The 15,937-nt window shown below is 72.3% G+C and carries 12 protein-coding genes; 6 read left to right on the plus strand and 6 right to left on the minus strand.

Annotated elements, in window-relative coordinates; translation table 11 throughout:
• Nucleotides 1-59: 59 nt before the first annotated feature.
• Nucleotides 60-2,603, plus strand: a complete 2,544-nt coding sequence (locus AB0G28_RS04085) for a DUF4118 domain-containing protein (RefSeq protein WP_361082749.1) — start codon at nt 60-62, stop codon at nt 2,601-2,603.
• The gene (locus tag AB0G28_RS04090) at nt 2,600-3,298 is read left to right on the plus strand and encodes a response regulator (protein WP_361082751.1); all 699 of its coding nucleotides are present in this window, start codon (nt 2,600-2,602) and stop codon (nt 3,296-3,298) included. Before AB0G28_RS04085 ends, AB0G28_RS04090 begins: the two co-directional genes overlap by 4 nt.
• Nucleotides 3,299-3,309: 11 nt before the next feature.
• On the opposite strand, the gene AB0G28_RS04095 is transcribed toward AB0G28_RS04090, so the two are convergent.
• A complete protein-coding gene (locus AB0G28_RS04095; protein ID WP_361082753.1) occupies nt 3,310-4,476 on the minus strand; it encodes an acyl-CoA dehydrogenase family protein in 1,167 nt (388 codons plus the stop codon).
• Between the two features lie 65 nt (nt 4,477-4,541).
• Between AB0G28_RS04095 and AB0G28_RS04100 the strand changes: the two genes are divergently transcribed.
• Nucleotides 4,542-5,183: a helix-turn-helix domain-containing protein gene (locus AB0G28_RS04100; RefSeq protein WP_361082755.1), complete on the plus strand. Its 642-nt coding sequence runs from the start codon at nt 4,542-4,544 to the stop codon at nt 5,181-5,183.
• Between the two features lie 136 nt (nt 5,184-5,319).
• Here AB0G28_RS04100 and AB0G28_RS04105 read toward each other — a convergent pair whose 3' ends face one another.
• Nucleotides 5,320-5,916 (minus strand): hypothetical protein, encoded by a 597-nt coding sequence (locus AB0G28_RS04105; protein ID WP_361082757.1) that lies wholly within the window; start codon nt 5,914-5,916, stop codon nt 5,320-5,322.
• A gap of 175 nt (nt 5,917-6,091) precedes the next feature.
• Here AB0G28_RS04105 and AB0G28_RS04110 point away from each other — a divergent pair, with 175 nt between their 5' ends.
• Nucleotides 6,092-6,379, plus strand: coding sequence for an acylphosphatase (locus tag AB0G28_RS04110; RefSeq protein ID WP_026469645.1), 288 nt, complete (start codon nt 6,092-6,094; stop codon nt 6,377-6,379).
• Between the two features lie 156 nt (nt 6,380-6,535).
• Complete coding sequence (gene smc / locus AB0G28_RS04115; RefSeq protein WP_361082759.1) at nt 6,536-10,138, plus strand: chromosome segregation protein SMC; 3,603 nt, start codon at nt 6,536-6,538, stop codon at nt 10,136-10,138.
• A 211-nt stretch (nt 10,139-10,349) separates the two neighbouring features.
• On the opposite strand, the gene AB0G28_RS04120 is transcribed toward smc, so the two are convergent.
• The 3 genes from AB0G28_RS04120 to AB0G28_RS04130 all read right to left on the minus strand — a co-directional run bounded on the left by AB0G28_RS04120 (nt 10,350) and on the right by AB0G28_RS04130 (nt 13,721).
• Nucleotides 10,350-10,850 (minus strand): DUF3455 domain-containing protein, encoded by a 501-nt coding sequence (locus AB0G28_RS04120; RefSeq protein WP_361082761.1) that lies wholly within the window; start codon nt 10,848-10,850, stop codon nt 10,350-10,352.
• 84 nt (nt 10,851-10,934) lie between these two features.
• A complete protein-coding gene (locus tag AB0G28_RS04125; protein ID WP_361082763.1) occupies nt 10,935-12,500 on the minus strand; it encodes a sodium:solute symporter in 1,566 nt (521 codons plus the stop codon).
• 15 nt (nt 12,501-12,515) lie between these two features.
• Complete coding sequence (locus tag AB0G28_RS04130) at nt 12,516-13,721, minus strand: anhydro-N-acetylmuramic acid kinase (protein ID WP_361082765.1); 1,206 nt, start codon at nt 13,719-13,721, stop codon at nt 12,516-12,518.
• Between the two features lie 139 nt (nt 13,722-13,860).
• On the opposite strand from AB0G28_RS04130, the gene ftsY reads away from it, so the two are divergent.
• Complete coding sequence (gene ftsY, locus AB0G28_RS04135; protein ID WP_361082767.1) at nt 13,861-15,141, plus strand: signal recognition particle-docking protein FtsY; 1,281 nt, start codon at nt 13,861-13,863, stop codon at nt 15,139-15,141.
• 264 nt (nt 15,142-15,405) lie between these two features.
• Here the strand turns inward: ftsY and AB0G28_RS04140 are convergent, their stop codons facing one another.
• Nucleotides 15,406-15,888 carry a hypothetical protein gene (locus AB0G28_RS04140; RefSeq protein ID WP_361082769.1) on the minus strand — a complete coding sequence of 161 codons (483 nt, stop codon included), beginning with the start codon at nt 15,886-15,888 and terminating at the stop codon, nt 15,406-15,408.
• Between the last annotated feature and the right edge of the window lie 49 nt (nt 15,889-15,937).

Genomic DNA, 15,937 nt, shown 5'->3' on the forward strand with positions numbered 1-15,937 from the left:
CGCAGAGTGAACGCTCGACTTGGCCGTGCGCGCCGCGGCCGGAAGGGCACACTGACAGCGTGACCACCGAGAACGCACCCGTGAAGCCGCGCCGGGGCGAGCTGAGGATCTACCTCGGCGCGGCGCCGGGCGTAGGCAAGACCTTCGCCATGCTCGGCGAAGCCCGGCGGCGCCTCGACCGCGGCACCGACGTCGTCGTCGGGCTGGTGGAGACGCACGGCCGGGCGAAGACCGCCGAGCTGCTCGACGGCCTCGAGGTCGTCCCGCGGCGGCGTGCCGGGCACCGCGGCCGTGAGTTCGAGGAGATGGACCTCGACGCCGTCCTGGCCCGCGCGCCGGAAGTCGCGGTCGTCGACGAGCTGGCGCACACCAACGTGCCGGGTTCGCGCAACGCCAAGCGCTGGCAGGACGTGGACACGCTGCTCGACGCCGGCATCGACGTGCTGTCCACGGTCAACGTGCAGCACCTGCAGAGCCTCAACGACGTCGTCGAGCGGATCACCGGCGTCACCCAGCAGGAGACCGTGCCGGACGAGGTCGTCCGCCGCGCCGAGCAGCTGGAGCTGGTCGACATCACCCCCGAGGCCCTGCGCCGGCGGCTCGCCCACGGCAACGTCTACCCGGCCGAGCGGATCGACGCCGCGCTCGGCAACTACTTCCGCCCCGGCAACCTCACCGCCCTCCGCGAACTGGCCCTGCTCTGGGTGGCCGACCAGGTCGACGTCGCCCTCCAGCGCTACCGCGCCGAGCAGCGGATCACCGACACGTGGGAAGCCCGCGAACGCGTCGTCGTCTCCATCACCGGCGGCCCGGAGAGCGAGACGCTCATCCGCCGCGCCAGCCGGATCGCCACTCGCGCCGGCGCCGAGCTGCAGGTGGTGCACATCCTGCGCGGGGACGGCCTGGCCGGGATCGGGCCCGCCGCGCTGGCCCGCTGCCGCAAGCTCGCCGAGGAGGTGGGCGCGACGTTCCACACGGTCGTCGGCGACGACGTCCCGGCCGCGCTCCTGGACTTCGCCCGCGGGGTCAACGCGACCCAGCTGGTGATCGGCACCTCGCGGCGCTCCCGCGTGGCCCGGCTGTTCGACGAGGGCATCGGCGCTTCGGTCGTCCAGCGATCGGGACCGATCGACGTGCACATGGTCACCCACGGGCAGGCGGGCGGCCGCCTGCGGGCCGGGCTGGGCGCGAGCCCGCTGGGGCTCTCGCGGCTGGTCGCGGGCTGGGTGCTGGCCGTCACGCTGCCGGTACTGGTCACGCTCATCGGCGTCTTCGTGCCGAGCGGGCTCGACTTCGCCACCGATGTCATCTCCTACGTGCTGGCCACGGTGATCGTCGCCCTGGTCGGCGGCCTCGGCCCGGCGCTGGCCGCGGCCGTGCTCGGCGCCGGGCTGCTCAACTTCTTCTTCACCCCGCCGCTGTACACGCTCAACGTGCACACCCCGCAGAACCTGGTGACGTTGATCGCGATGGTCGTGGTCGCGGTGCTCGTCGCGCTGGTCGTCGATCAGGCCGCGCGCCGGGCCGCGCAGGCGGCGCGGGCGCGGACCGAAGCGGCGCTGCTGGCCTCCTACGCGCGGACGGTGCTGACCCATTCGAACCCGATCGAGCGGCTGCTGCAGAAGGTCCGCGAGAACTTCGTGCTGACGTCGGTGACGCTGCTGGAGAAGCAGGACGGGGCGTGGCAGTGCGTGGCGACCGCGGGGGACCACCCGTGCGCCGATCCGGACGAGGCCGACGTCGACATCGCCGTCACCGCCGACGTGCACCTGACGCTGCGCGGGCGGGCGCTCGCGGCCGCGGACCGGCGGGTGCTGGAAGCCGTGGCCGGGCAGGCCCTGCTGTCCCTGCGGCAGCAGCGCGCGGCCGCCGCCGCGGCCCGCGCCGAGCGCAAGGCCGAAGCCACCGAGCTGCGCACGACGCTGCTGTCCGCGGTCGGGCACGACCTGCGCACGCCGCTGACGTCGATCAAGGCGTCGATCGGCAGCCTGCGCGCCGCGGACCTCGAACTGTCCGAAGAGGACACGGCGGAGCTGATGGAGGCCATCGAGCTGTCGGCCGACCGGCTCGCCGGGCTCATCGACAACCTCCTGGACTCCTCGCGGCTGGCCACCGGCGCGGTGAAGCCGCACCTGCGCCCGGTGGGGTACGACGAGGTCGTCGCGCACGCGCTGTCCACTGTGGATGGTTCGGACGCGGTGCGGGTGGCGATCGACGACCAGCTGCCGTCGGTGCTCGCCGATCCCGGCCTGCTGGAACGCGTGGTGGCGAACGTGCTGGACAACGCGCTGCGGCACGGCGGGGCACCGGTTTCGGCACGGGCCAGCGCGCACTCCGGCCAGGTCGAGCTGCGGATCGTCGACCACGGCAAGGGACTGCGCAAGGGGGCCGCGGACTCGGCGTTCGCGCCGTTCCAGCGCCTCGGCGGCGACCGGGACACGACCCCCGGCGTCGGGCTCGGGCTGTCGGTCGCGAAGGGGTTCACCGAGGCGATGGGCGGCGCGATCCGCGCCGAGGACACGCCGGGCGGCGGGCTCACGATCGTGGTCTCCCTGCCGGAGCACAGTGTCAGCTACGAAGAAGTCGAAGAGGGGGTGCGATGAGCGACCCGGGCGCCACCGTGCTGGTGGTGGACGACGAGCCGCAGATCGTGCGGGCACTGCGGATCAACCTGACCGCCCGCGGCTACAAGGTGATCACGGCGCACGACGGCACGGCCGCGCTCAAGGCGGTCGCCGAGACCAAGCCCGACGTCGTCGTGCTCGACCTCGGCCTGCCCGACCTCGACGGCACCGAGGTGATCGCCGGCCTGCGCGGCTGGACGACGGTCCCGATCATCGTGCTGTCGGCCCGCGGCGACTCGGCGGACAAGGTCGAGGCCCTCGACGCGGGCGCCGACGACTACGTGACGAAGCCGTTCGGCATGGACGAGCTGCTGGCGAGGTTGCGGGCGGCGGTCCGCCGCTCGGCGGTGGCGGGCGCGGACGGCGCGGAAGCGGTGGTGGACACGTCGTCGTTCACCGTGGACCTGGCGGCGAAGAAGGTCCGCCGCCACGACGGCGAGGAAGTCCACCTGACGAAGACGGAGTGGGGCGTGCTGGAGCTGCTGGTCCGCAACCGCGGCCGGCTGGTGGCGCAGAAGCAGCTCCTGCACGAGGTGTGGGGCCCGTCGTACGAGACGGAGTCCCACTACCTGCGGGTGTACCTGGCCCAGCTGCGGCGCAAGCTGGAGCCGGAGCCCTCGCGGCCCCGGCACCTGCTGACCGAGCCGGGCATGGGGTACCGCTTCGAAGCCTGACCCTGCGACGCTCAGAACCAGAACGTCTGCTGCTCGATCCCGAACCGCAGCTTGGCGTACCGCTTGGACGCCGCCGTCGAGAAGTAGATGTGCTGGGCCGCCGCGTGGAGGTCGCGGAAGCAGCGCTGCATCGGCTGGTCCGCGTGCAGGGCGCCCGCGCCCGCGTAGCCGAACGCGATGTTCACCGCGCTGAGTGAAGCGCGCATCGCCTGCTGCGTCGACAGCAGGAACTGGCCGCGCAGCCGGACGTCCGGCACGTCGCCCGCCAGCGCCGCGTCCCACAGTGAGCCGAGCGCGTCGAAGACGAACGCGCGGGCCGAGCGCAGCTTTCCCTCGGCGCGGGTCAGGGCGAGCTGGACGTCGCCGTCCTCGGCGATCGGGCCCGGGCCCGGCGGGCGGAACTTCGCCGGCGCGAACGTCGTGAACTCGTCCAGCGCGCGCCGCGCGATGCCGAGCGGGACGCCCGCCATCAGCGTGCCGACGAACGTGAAGAACGGGAGCCGCCACAGCGGGCCGTCGTGCCGCGCCGGTTCGGTGAACGGCGACGCCGTGTGCTCCTCGGCCACCACCGCCTCGACCGCGACGTCGTGGCTGCCGGTGCCGCGCAGGCCGCTGACGTCCCAGTTCTCGATCACCCGCGCCTGCCCGGCGGGGACGACGGCCAGCCGCCAGTCCGGCCCGCGTCCCGGCAGCATCCGGGGCGCGTCGCCGTCGAAGACCATGGCGCCGTTGAAGAACAGGTCGCTGTGCGGGCTGCCGCTGCAGAACCCCCACCGGCCGGCGAGGGCGAACTTCCCGGCGCCGTCCGGGACCAACCGGCCCATCGGGGCGAACACGCCGCCGCCGATCGGCTCCGGGACCTCGGCGACGAGGCCGGCGGCCACGGCCGGGTCGAGCCAGGCGAGGAACGCCGAGCCGTTGCCGATGGTGATCGTCCAGCCCGCGGAGCCGTCCGCGCGCGAAAGCTCCTCGATCACCTCGACGATCGTGGCGGGCGGCAGCTCCTGCCCGCCGAGTGCCCGGGGCGTCGCCAGGCGGAACAGGCCCGCGGACCGGGCCCGCTCGACGAGGTCGCGGGGCAGGGTCCGGAGCTGCTCGGCCTCGACGGCCCGCGCGCTCAGCTCGGGCGCGAGGTCCCGCGCGGCGGTGACGGCGTCGGTCGTGGCTTGTTCCATCATGGTCAGCGCCCCCTCAGGGTGTCATGATAGATGGACATCTATTCGATAGAGGAGTCTCTACCTAAATGGTTGAGCCTGTCAAGCGCCGGTACGACACGTCCCGGCGTCAGGAGCAAGCACGGGAGAACCGCCGCCGCATCCTGGCGGCGGCGTCGGGGCTCTTCCGGGAGAAGGGGTACGCGGGCACGGCGATGCCCGAGGTGGCGAAGACAGCGGGCGTGGCCGTGCAGACCGTCTACAAGGCGTTCGCCAACAAGGCGACGCTGCTCAAGGCCGTCTTCGACGTGACGGTCGCGGGCGACGACGAGGACGTCCCCATCGCCGGCCGCGACTTCATCGCCGAGATCCGGGCCGAGCCGGACGCGGTGCGGAAGATCGAGCTGTACCTCGACCACCTGGTGGGCATCGCCCCGGCGGTGTCGCCGGTGCAGCTGCTGGCGCGTGACGCGGCCGCCGCCGACCCCGCGGCCGCCGAGGTGTGGGCGCAGATGCGGCAGGAGATGCTCATGGCCATGACGTACTTCTCGGCCGAGCTGATGGGCACCGGGCAGGTCAAGCCGGGCCTGACCGCCGACGACGTCCGCGACATCCTGTGGACCTACCACGGCCCCGAGCAGTACGAGCTGCTCTGCCTCGAGCGCGGCTGGCCCCCGGAGCGCTACGGGAAGTTCCTGCGCGACGCGATGGTCGCGGCGGTCCTGGCCTGATCGGCGCCGTTCTCAAGCGCCCCAATGTGGCGTTGGTTGCGCTCAACGCACCGAACGCCACATTGGGTGCGTTGGACGCACCGAACGCCACATTGGGTGCGTTGGACGCACCGAACGCCACATTGGGGCGCTTGGGCTAGGCCGTCGTGCTGGTGCCCGTCGTGCTCGACGCGGGGGCGCCGGCCGAGCTGGAGCCGCCGCCGGCCGGGCTGGTGGTCGTCGTCGGGTCCGGGGAGGACGTCGTCGGGGTCGTCGTCGGCGGTGTGGTCGACGTCTTCGGCGGGGGAGTCACCGACGTGTGCACCGGCGGCGGGTTGTCGCCGGTGTCGTTGCGCGGCGGCGGGGGCGGCGGCGAAGCCTGCGTGACGACCGTGGTGGTCGTCTTGCCGTCCGGGCTCACCGACACGACCGTCGTCGGGGCGCTCGAAGACGAGGGGCTCGACGTGGTGGGCGCCCCGCTGGAGGTCGCCGGGTCGCTGGACGACGGGCTTGTCGGCAGCGTCTGCACCCCGGCCGGGACGGTGCCCTGGCCACCGGGCCCCCCGGTGCCGCCCGCGGTGCTGGCGGGGACCGGCCCGGCGAGCTCGGCCACGGCGGCGAACGCGGTCGCGACGACCAGCCCGGCCACCCCGAGCACGACGTACCCGGTGCGGTTCGGTTTGCTGCTCCTGGGCGGCGCGGTGTCGATCCTGGTGACGCGCGAGCTCGAATCTGACCCGTCGGGGCGGGGCATACGGGGCTCCTTGGGGATTTCGGGGAGGCGCGGTGCTGAGGTCGTGTATCGGGCGAAGCCACGGCGGGGGACCGACCTCGGCGGCGAGGCTATCACCGGCTCGTGGGTATTCGCGCAGGTAGTGGCCTTGATCCGTTACTGTGCGCGGTCGGTTGACCCGGAAGGGAGGAACGGCGTGAGTGAGGAAGAAACGCACACCCGGCTGACGGCGTGGGTGCGCGGCCGGGTGCAGGGAGTGGGTTTTCGCTGGTGGACGCGCAGCCGCGCGCTCGAACTCGGCCTGGTCGGGAGCGCGAGCAACCTCGCCGACGGCCGTGTCGAGGTCATCGCGGAGGGTAGCCGTGACCACTGTCAGCGGCTGTTGGCCGCGTTGCGGTCGGGAGAATCACCCGGAAGTGTGGAGCACGTCGCCGAGCGCTGGTCCGACCCGAAAGGGGGCCTCTCCGGCTTCGTCGAGCGGTAGGCCGTCCGGGGCCGGTGTGGCTGGTGGTGTTGCTGGGGCCGGTCCGGATGTGCTAGGCGCGCCGAGGAGGGGGCGCATCCGGCGGACCCCGGACACCCCCAGGTAGCCTGGGACGATTGATTCGCCAGTAATCGCGGCCAGAGGGGTCAGCACCACGTGCACCTGAAAAGCCTGACGCTCAAGGGCTTCAAGTCCTTCGCCTCGGCCACCACGCTGCGCTTCGAACCGGGCATCACCTGCGTGGTCGGGCCGAACGGCTCGGGCAAGTCCAACGTGCTGGACGCGCTGCGCTGGGTCATGGGCACCCAGGGCGCCAAGGACCTGCGCGGCGGCAAGATGGAGGACGTCATCTTCGCCGGCACCGCGGGCCGCGCCCCGCTCGGCCGCGCCGAGGTCACCCTCACCATCGACAACGCCGACGGCGCGCTGCCCATCGAGTACTCCGAGGTCTCGATCACCCGCCGGATGTTCCGCGACGGCGCGAGCGAGTACGAGATCAACGGCGACCGCTGCCGCCTGATGGACGTCCAGGAGCTGCTGTCGGACTCCGGCATCGGCCGCGAGATGCACGTCATCGTCGGGCAGGGCCAGCTGTCGGCGATCCTCGAGTCCAAGCCCGAAGAGCGCCGCGCCTTCATCGAAGAGGCCGCCGGCGTCCTCAAGCACCGCAAGCGCAAGGAACAGACCCTGCGCAAGCTGGCCAACATGCAGGGCAACCTCGACCGCCTCGGCGACCTCACCACCGAGCTGCGCCGCCAGCTCAAGCCGCTGGGCAAGCAGGCCGAGATCGCCCGCAAGGCCCAGTCGGTGCAGTCCGAGCTGCGCGACGCCCGGCTGCGCCTGCTGGCCGACGACCTCGTCACCCAGCGCGAGGCGATCGCGCGCGAGGAGGCCGACGAGAAGACGGCCCGCGCGCGCCGCGCCGAAGTCGAACAGACCCTCGAGATCGTCTCGGCCGAAGAAGCCGAGCTGGAAGCCTCGCTCGCCGAGGACGCGCCGCTGCTGCAGACCGCCCAGGAGACCTGGTACAAGCTGTCCGCGCTGGCCGAGCGCCTGCGCGGCACCGTCCGCCTCGCCATCGAGCGCCAGCGGCACCTCTCCGCCGACGTCGCGACGAACACCGGCGGCCGCGACCCCGAAGAGCTCCTCGAAGAGGCCGAGCGCGTCGCCGAGCAGGAGGAGGAGCTCAACGAGGCCGTCATGGAGGCCCGGGAGCTGCTCGCCCAGACCGTCTTGCGCCGCGAGGATCTCGAACAGCGCGTCCAAGCCGCCGAGCGCGCGCACTGGGCCGCCGTCCGCGCCATCGCCGACCGCCGCGAGGGCATGGCCAAGCTGACCGGTCAGGTCGAGGCCCTGCGCAGCAAGAACGGCGCCACCTCCGACGAGATCGACCGGCTCAGCGTCTCCCTCGAAGAGGCCGCCGAGCGCGCCGAGATCGCCGTCGAAGAGCTGGAGATGGCCAAGGCCGAAGGCAGCGCCGAGGAATCCGACGACGCCGGCCTGATGGACCGCCACGACCGCGCGGTCGAGGCCAACAACGCGGCCAAGGCGCGCGTCGAAGAGCTGGTCAAGGCCGAACGCGCCGCCGAGCGCGAGATCGCGTCGGAGAAGGCGCGCGTCGAGGCGCTGTCCATGGGGCTCAAACGCAAGGACGGCGCGGGCGCGCTGCTCGGCGCGTCCCACGAGCTGCCGGGCCTGCTCGGCTCGGTCGCCGCGCTGCTGACCGTGGAGCCGGGGTACGAAGTCGCGCTGGCCGCGGCGCTCGGCCCGGTGGCCGACGCGGTCGCCGTCACCGGCGGCGAAGACGCCCTGCGCGCGCTGAAGTACCTGAAGGACACCGACTCCGGCCGGGCGGGAATCCTGCTGGGCGGCCCCGAGTCCACTGTGGACACATACTCGTGGCCGTCGCTGCCGGAAGGCGCGCGCTGGGCGCGTGAGGTCGTCACGGCTCCCGCACAGCTGCGACCCGCCGTCGAGCAGGCCCTCGACAAGCTGGCCATCGTTCGCGACCTCGACGCGGCGCGCCACCTGGTCGCGGTCCACCCCGACGTCCGGGCGGTCACCGCCGAGGGTGACGTCTTCGGGGCTCGCTGGGCGATCGGCGGCTCCGGCAAGCGCGAGAGCGTGATCGAGGTCCAGGCCGCTGTCGACGAGGCGGCGGAGCGGCTCCGCCTGGCCGAACGCTCGCTGGAGCGGTACGCGGCCGAGCTGGAAGGCGCCCGCGCCGAACAGCAAGCGCGTCGCGAAGAGGTTTCGCAGGCCAAGGACGCCCTTGGCGAGGCGAAGGTGCGCAAGGCGCGTTCGTCGGAGCGGCTCAACCGGCTGCAGCAGGCCGCCCGCCAGGCGCAGGCCGAGGTCGAGCGGCTGTCCGGGCAGCGCGCGAAGGTCGAGCAGAGCCGCGTTCAGGCCCTGGCTCAGCTCGCCGAGCTGGAGGAACGCCTCGCCGCCGTCGCCGAGCAGCCCGTCGAGGACGACCCGGACACCGCCGAGCGCGACCAGGCCGTCGAGGAACTGGCCGTCGTGCGGCAGGAGGAGATGGAGGCGCGGCTCGCGCAGCGCACCTCCGAAGAGCGCGCGCGCAGCATCGCGGGCAAGGCCGAAGGCCTCCGCCGCGCCGCGCACGCCGAGCAGCAGGCCCGGGAACGCGCCGAGCGTGCCGCCGCCGCCCGCAAGCGCGGTGCCGAGATCGCCAACGCCGTCGTCAACGCCGGCGAGATCGCCCTCGAACGCATCGAGCACTCGGTCCAGCGCGCGGCCACCGAACGCGACCAGGTCCAGGCCCGCCGCCAGAGCCGCGAGCAGGCGCTGACCGGCGTCCGCGCCAAGGTCCGCGAGCTCACCGGCGAGCTGGAAAAGCTGACCGACGCCGTCCACCGCGACGAGGTGCTGCGCGCCGAACAGCGGCTGCGCCTGGAGACCCTCGAAGCCAAGATCGCCGAGGACTTCGGCATCGGCCTCACCGACCTGGTCCAGGAGTACGGCCCGGACGTCCCGGTCCCGCCGAGCGCGGGCGAGATGGCCGAGTACGAGGCAGCCAAGGAGCGCGGCGAAGACGTCACGGCGCCGCCGCCGATGCCCTACGACCGTGACACCCAGGCCCGCCGCGCCAAGCGTGCGGAGAAGGACCTGTCGCTGCTGGGCAAGGTGAACCCGCTCGCGCTGGAGGAGTTCGCGGCGCTGGAGGAACGGTACAAGTTCCTCTCCACGCAGCTGGAAGACCTCAAGGACACCCGCAAGGACCTCGAAGCGGTCATCAAGCAGGTCGACGAGAAGATCCTCGAGGTCTTCGCCTCGGCGTACGCGGACGTGGCCCGCGAGTTCGAGACGGTGTTCGGCGTCCTGTTCCCCGGTGGCGAGGGCCGGATGGTCCTCACCGAGCCGGACGACCTGCTGAGCACCGGCGTCGACGTCGAGGCGCGCCCGCCGGGCAAGAAGGTCAAGCGGCTGTCGCTGCTGTCGGGTGGCGAGAAGTCGCTGGTCGCGGTGGGCATGCTGGTCGCGATCTTCCGCGCCCGGCCGTCACCCTTCTACGTCATGGACGAGGTCGAGGCCGCGCTGGACGACACCAACATGCGCCGGCTGATCGGGCTGCTGGAGCAGCTGCGCGACTCGTCGCAGCTGATCATCATCACCCACCAGAAGCCGACGATGGAGATCGCGGACGCGCTCTACGGCGTGAGCATGCAGGGCGACGGCATCACGAAGGTGATCTCGCAGCGCCTGCGCACGACCGAAGAGGAGCCGGTCCCGGCCGGCTGAGGCGTCACATCTCGTCTTCCCGCGGTGCGCGGCGGTCTTCGCCCCGCACGCGCGGCTCGTAGTGCCTCAGGTCGTCGCCGATGTGGGTGGCGTCGCCGATCCGCGGCGTCCGCCTCCGGCAATGCGCCCCAATGTGGCGTTGGTTGCGTCCAACGCACCCAATGTGGCGTTCGGTGCGTTCAACGCACCCAACGCCACATTGGGGCGCTTGCTACTTGGCCACCCAGAAGGCGTAGTCGGCCGAGTAGCGGACCGCCGTCTGGGCGCCCGCCGTGCACGCCCCGGCCGGGGCCACGCCGCCGCGGGTGTTGAGGCGCTGGATGTACGTCACCTTGCCGAAGACGCCGTCTCCGGTGTTGAGGTTCGCCTTGAGCAGCAGCTCCGGGATCGCGTCCTTGCGCGGTGACGAAGCGGCGGCCGCCGCGCCGACCGTGCTGCCGTCCACAGTGGACGTCCACACCGGGCCCTTGCTGTGGATGGCCACCGGGTGGCCGTGTTTCGACAGCACCGCGGCGGGCTGGATCAGCGCCCACGCGCCGTTCGTGCAGCCGTAGATCTGCACGCCCTCGCCGTAGTAGGTGGCCAGCGGGCGGTTGCCGTCGGGGACCTTGATCGTGTCCGGGATCTTCGGCGCCGCCGGGGTGGCCGAAGCCGTCGCCGCGCCGCCGACCAGCAGGGCGCCGACCGCGAGCGCCACCGTCATCCGTTTCATGTTCCCACCTTCGATTCCTCCCGCCGCTTTCCGGCGGGCTCCCGCAATCGAACACGGGAGCCCGCCGGAAACGGTTCAGAAGGATCAGGCGGCGCGAACTTCTTCCGTCTCGCCCGCGGCTTCGGCCTCGGCGGCCTTCGGGTCCGGCGTCCGGTGCCGCAGGGCCAGCAGACCCCCGACGACCAGCGTGATCACCACGCCGAGCAGCGTGTACCACGGGTAGGCGAGCGCCACGCGGTCTCCGGCCGCCTTGCTGAAGTCGACGCCGATCAGCCCGCCGGTCTTGGCGTTGAACTTCACCCCGAGGATGACGAACGCCATCACCACGACCGTGACGACGAACGCGACGATGGCGTCCGCCTGCCGCGCCTTCTTGACCAGCAGGCCCAGCAGGAACGAGCCCAGCAGCGCGCCGTAGGTGTAGCCGGTGATCGCGAGACCCAGCTCGATCACCGAGTTCTTCGTGGTGGAGAACAGCGATGCGAACACCGCGAACACGACCGCCCAGATCAGTGTCCACATGCGACCGTGCCGCAGCAGCTTCGAATCCTCGGGTGAACGTTTGGTGAACCGCTGGTAGAGGTCGGCCACGGTCGACGTCGAAAGCGCGTTGAGCGCCGAAGCCAAGGCGCCCATCGTCGAAGCGAGGACACCGGCGATGAGCAGGCCCGAGACGCCGACGGGGAGGTCGTCGATGATGAACCGCGAGAACACGTCGTCCGGGCTCTGCAGGCCGAGCTGCGCGACCGTCTTGCGGCCGTTGAACACCCACAGCATCGCCCCGACCAGCAGGAACAGCGCGAACTGCACGGTGACGATGACGCCGCTGCCGATGAGCGCCTTCTGGCCGTCGCGGAGGCTGCGCGTGGCCATCAGCCGCTGCGCGATCAGCTGGTCGGCGCCGTGCGAGGCCATCGACAACGCCGCGCCGCCGAGCACCGCCGTCACGAAGGCGTACGGGCTGGTCAGCAGGTTCTTCGTGAAGTCGACGAGCATGAACTTGCCGTCCGCGGACGCCTGCGACGCCCAGTCGGCGGGCAGCTTGTTCAGCAGCACGATCGCGGCCACCGCGGCGCCGCCGAGGTACAGCGACAGCTGGATGACGTCGACCCAGACGACCGCCTTGATCCCGCCGATGTAGGCGTAGATCAGCGTCAGCGCGGTCAGGATGACGACGATCAGCCAGTAGTCCAGGTGGATGTCGTAGTGCGCGAGGATCACCTTGATCGGGATGGCGCCGGCGAACAGGCGGACGCCCTCGGCAAGCAAGCGCGTGATCACGAACGTCACCGACGCGGTGCCCTGAAGCCCCGAGCCGAACCGCTTCCCGAGGAACGCGTACGCGCTGACGAGGTTGCCCCGGAAGTACCGCGGCAGCAGCACGAACGCGGCGATGGTCCGGCCGATGATGTAGCCGAAGGCCAGCTGCAGGAACAGGAACGCGTTGCCGAAGACCAGCCCGGGTGTGCTGATCACGGTCAGCGTCGAGGTTTCCGTGGCCACCACGGACAGCATCACCGCGCCCCACGGGAGGCTGCGCTCGCCGACGAAGTAGTCGGCCGCCGACCGTTGCCTCCGGCCGACGAGCACGCCGATCAGCGGCATCGCCGCCAGGTAGACCACGATGATCGCGAGGTCAACACCGCGCATGGATCTCTCCTACTGTCATCCGGCCTTCTCCGCGACTCGCAACCGCGTCACGGCGCCCCCCAGCGGGGCGGGAAGGTTCAGGGGCCCGGCGCCCGGGACCAGCGCGCCGAGCAGGCGCGGCCCGCGGGCGCCCGTCGCCGACGGCACCGTACCGGGCACGCCGCACCAGGTGAGCCAGCCGAGCAGCGCGGTGAGGTACGCCTCCTTGCCGGCACCGGGCAGGCCGAGGTCGTCGCTGGTCTTCAGCACCGTGGAATCCCCCAGGTTCCTCGCCAGCGCCGCCATCACCGCCGGGTTCGCGACACCGCCGCCGGAGGCGATGACCGTGGTGACGCCGTGGCGGCGGCACTCGCCGGCGACGGTGACGGCGGTCAGCTCGGTCAGCGTCGCGAGCAGATCGCCCGGATCGACCGCGTCCAGACCGGCCAGCGCGGCGTCGAGGTAGGGCGCGTTGAAGTGCTCCTTGCCGGTGGACTTCGGGGGTGCGGCGGCGAAGTACGGGTCGGCGAGCAGCCGGCCGAGCAGATCGGAACGCACCGACCCGCTCAGGGCGAGCTGCCCGTCGACGTCGCTGCGCCGCCCGGTGACGCGGTGGGCCGCGAGGTCGAGCAGCGCGTTGGCGGGCCCGGTGTCGTAGGCGATCGCCGGCTCGCCCGCGGCGACGACGGTGATGTTCGCGATCCCGCCGAGGTTGAGCGCGGCGACGGGCCGGCCGGCGCCCTCGGCCAAGCCGCGTAGCCACAGCTGGTCGAGCGTGCTCGCCAGGGGAGCGCCGTGGCCACCCGCGGCGACGTCGCGGGCTCGCAGGTCGGCGCACACCGGCAGCCCGGTGCGTTCGGCGATCCAGGCGGGCTGGCCGAGCTGCAGGGTGCCGCGGACGTGGCCATCCTCCACCCAGTGGAAGACCGTCTGGCCCAGCGACGCGACGAGGTCCGCGCCGCCCAGCTCTTCGACGCCGTGCGCGGCCGCCTCGGCGAAGGCCTGGCCCACGCCGGTGTCGAGCCGCGTCAGCTCGCCCGCGGTGCACGGGTTCGGCGGCAGCGCGGCGAGCAGGGCCTCGCGCAGCGGTTCGGGGTAGGGGACGTCGAGTTCGCCGAGCGGCGTCAGCACGACCGTGCCGTCCTCGGCGTGCAGGTCGGCGGCGGCCACGTCGATCCCGTCGAGCGACGTGCCCGAAAGCAGGCCGATCACCCGAAATCCGTGGCTCGCGGTTTTCCCCATCCGGAGGGGTTTAGTGGAGCTTCCGATGTGACGCAACCCACGTCGTGAAGTCTTGGCCCAATCGGGACCTACGTAGTGATGAATTGCCTGGGTGGACGGGGTGTCCGGCGCGCGGGGGCGCGGATGAAAGGATGGGGCCGTGTCGAGCACCTGGTTCCTGTTCGTAGTCGTCGCCGTCGTCGTCCTGGTCGCCCTGCTGGTGACCGGCCTGCTGATCGCGCGCAGGCGCCGGATCAGCCTGGACGCCCAGCGCGAGGTCGAGGAGAAACCGAAGGGCGGCTCGTACGCGGCCAGTGGGGGCATCGCGCTCGCGCCGGGCGGCACGGCTCCCGAAGTCGAGCACCCGGTCGAAGACCGCCCGGAGGTCGATGGTCAGCCCGCGGTGGGCGACGACGCGGCCGTGCCGCGCGACTCCGCGCAGCGCACGGTGCACGACGTCGAACTGCCGGAGGCGCCCGAAGAACCGGCGCCCGCCACCGAAGAGATCGAGCCCGCGTCCGGCCGCCTGGAGCGGCTGCGCGGCCGGCTGTCGAAGTCGCGGTCGGTGTTCGGGACGAGCCTGCTCGGCCTGCTCGGCGCCGGCGACCTCGACGAGGACTCCTGGCAGGACGTCGAAGACACGCTGCTGATGGCCGACCTCGGCGCGGCCACGACAAGCCAGATCGTCGAGCGGTTGCGCGACGAGCTTTCCCGGCGTGCGGTGCGGTCGTCGGCTGAAGCACGCGAGGTGCTGCACGAGGTGCTCACGGCGCAGCTGTCCACCGACGGCGAGCGCGCGGTGCGGGCGCTGCCGCACATCGTCGACGGCAAGAAGCAGCCCGCGGTGGTGCTGGTCGCGGGCGTCAACGGCACGGGCAAGACGACGACCACCGGCAAGCTCGCCCGGGTCCTGGTCGCCCAGGACAAGTCGGTGGTGCTGGGCGCGGCGGACACGTTCCGCGCGGCGGCGGCCGACCAGCTCCAGACGTGGGCCGAGCGCGTCGGCGCGGAGGTCGTCCGCGGCAAGGAGGGCGCGGACCCGGCAGCGGTGGCGTTCGACGCGGTCAAACGCGGCGTGGACACCGGCGTCGACGCGGTCCTGGTCGACACCGCGGGCCGGCTGCACACGAAGACGGGCCTGATGGACGAGCTGGGCAAGGTCAAGCGCGTCGTCGAGAAGCAGGCGAAGGTCGACGAGGTGCTGCTGGTCCTCGACGCGACCACGGGCCAGAACGGGCTGATGCAGGCGCGGGTGTTCGCCGAGGTCATCGACGTCACGGGCATCGTCCTGACCAAGCTGGACGGCACCGCCAAGGGCGGCATCGTGTTCCAGGTCCAGAAGGAGCTGGGGGTCCCGGTGAAGCTGGTCGGGCTGGGCGAAGGCCCGGACGACCTGGCGCCGTTCGAGCCGGGTGCCTTCGTGGACGCGCTGCTCGGCTAGGTGATCGGCGGGAACCTGCCGTCGTCGGCTTCGGTGCCGCGCCGCACGATCTGGGCCTGCAGCGCGGCACGCAGCTCGCCGGACCGCGAGCTCGGAAGCTGACGCGGCGGGGTGGCGGGCTGCGGCGGTGGCAGCTCGAACGGGCTGGTGCCGTCCGTCGAGGAGCCGGTCGAACCCGCGCTCGGTCAACCGTCCGGCGGCGTCGGTGAACACGCCCTGCGCCACCGTCCGGCTCTGCAGCGCCGTGACGTGCGACGAAATTCGCTAGAGCCGGAAGAGCGGCGTCCCGTCGGGTTTGCGCAGGCCCAGGCCGAGGAGCACCGGTGCGGTCGGCCGCTGGGCGGGGATGACGACCGGTGACGTCCGGCGGGCCGTGACCGTCAGCCGGGTCCAGCCGATGCCCTGCAGGGTCGGGCCGCGGCGCCGCAGCGGGTCGACGACCATCGCCGCGCCGAAGTAGTCGCCGCCCGGCAGGGCGACGCGGGTGGTGTGGCCGAGCACGACGGAGAACGCCGTGCCGGTGCGGCTGCCGTCTTCCTGGAGCGTGAGGATCACCGGTGTGCGCACCTTGGTGGTCAGGTGCTGGCGCACGGAGATCTCGGCCGTCCCGGCGGGCGCCCGGCCCGGGCGCGGCCAGGCGGGCAGCGGCGGCGGGCCGTCGAGCGCGCGGTCGACGAGCCGTTCCAGGAGGTTCGAAGCGGCACCCTGGGCGAACCAGGCCAGCGCACCGCCGGTGTAGGAGTCCATCGGCCGTCCCTCCGGCGAAAATCGGATGACGAGCGGACGCGGCCGGCGC

This window comes from Amycolatopsis sp. NPDC021455, assembly GCF_040640995.1.
Lineage (GTDB): Bacteria > Actinomycetota > Actinomycetes > Mycobacteriales > Pseudonocardiaceae > Amycolatopsis.

What these genes read in the sequence shown, in the direction of transcription:
- AB0G28_RS04090 (WP_361082751.1), top strand. Translation starts at nt 2,600, where the DNA reads ATGAGCGACCCGGGCGCCACCGTGCTGGTGGTGGACGACGAGCCGCAG.
- AB0G28_RS04095 (WP_361082753.1), bottom strand. Translation starts at nt 4,476, where the DNA reads ATGATGGAACAAGCCACGACCGACGCCGTCACCGCCGCGCGGGACCTC.
- AB0G28_RS04100 (WP_361082755.1), top strand. Translation starts at nt 4,542, where the DNA reads ATGGTTGAGCCTGTCAAGCGCCGGTACGACACGTCCCGGCGTCAGGAG.
- AB0G28_RS04105 (WP_361082757.1), bottom strand. Translation starts at nt 5,916, where the DNA reads ATGCCCCGCCCCGACGGGTCAGATTCGAGCTCGCGCGTCACCAGGATC.
- AB0G28_RS04120 (WP_361082761.1), bottom strand. Translation starts at nt 10,850, where the DNA reads ATGAAACGGATGACGGTGGCGCTCGCGGTCGGCGCCCTGCTGGTCGGC.
- AB0G28_RS04125 (WP_361082763.1), bottom strand. Translation starts at nt 12,500, where the DNA reads ATGCGCGGTGTTGACCTCGCGATCATCGTGGTCTACCTGGCGGCGATG.
- AB0G28_RS04130 (WP_361082765.1), bottom strand. Translation starts at nt 13,721, where the DNA reads ATGGGGAAAACCGCGAGCCACGGATTTCGGGTGATCGGCCTGCTTTCG.
- AB0G28_RS04140 (WP_361082769.1), bottom strand. Translation starts at nt 15,888, where the DNA reads ATGGACTCCTACACCGGCGGTGCGCTGGCCTGGTTCGCCCAGGGTGCC.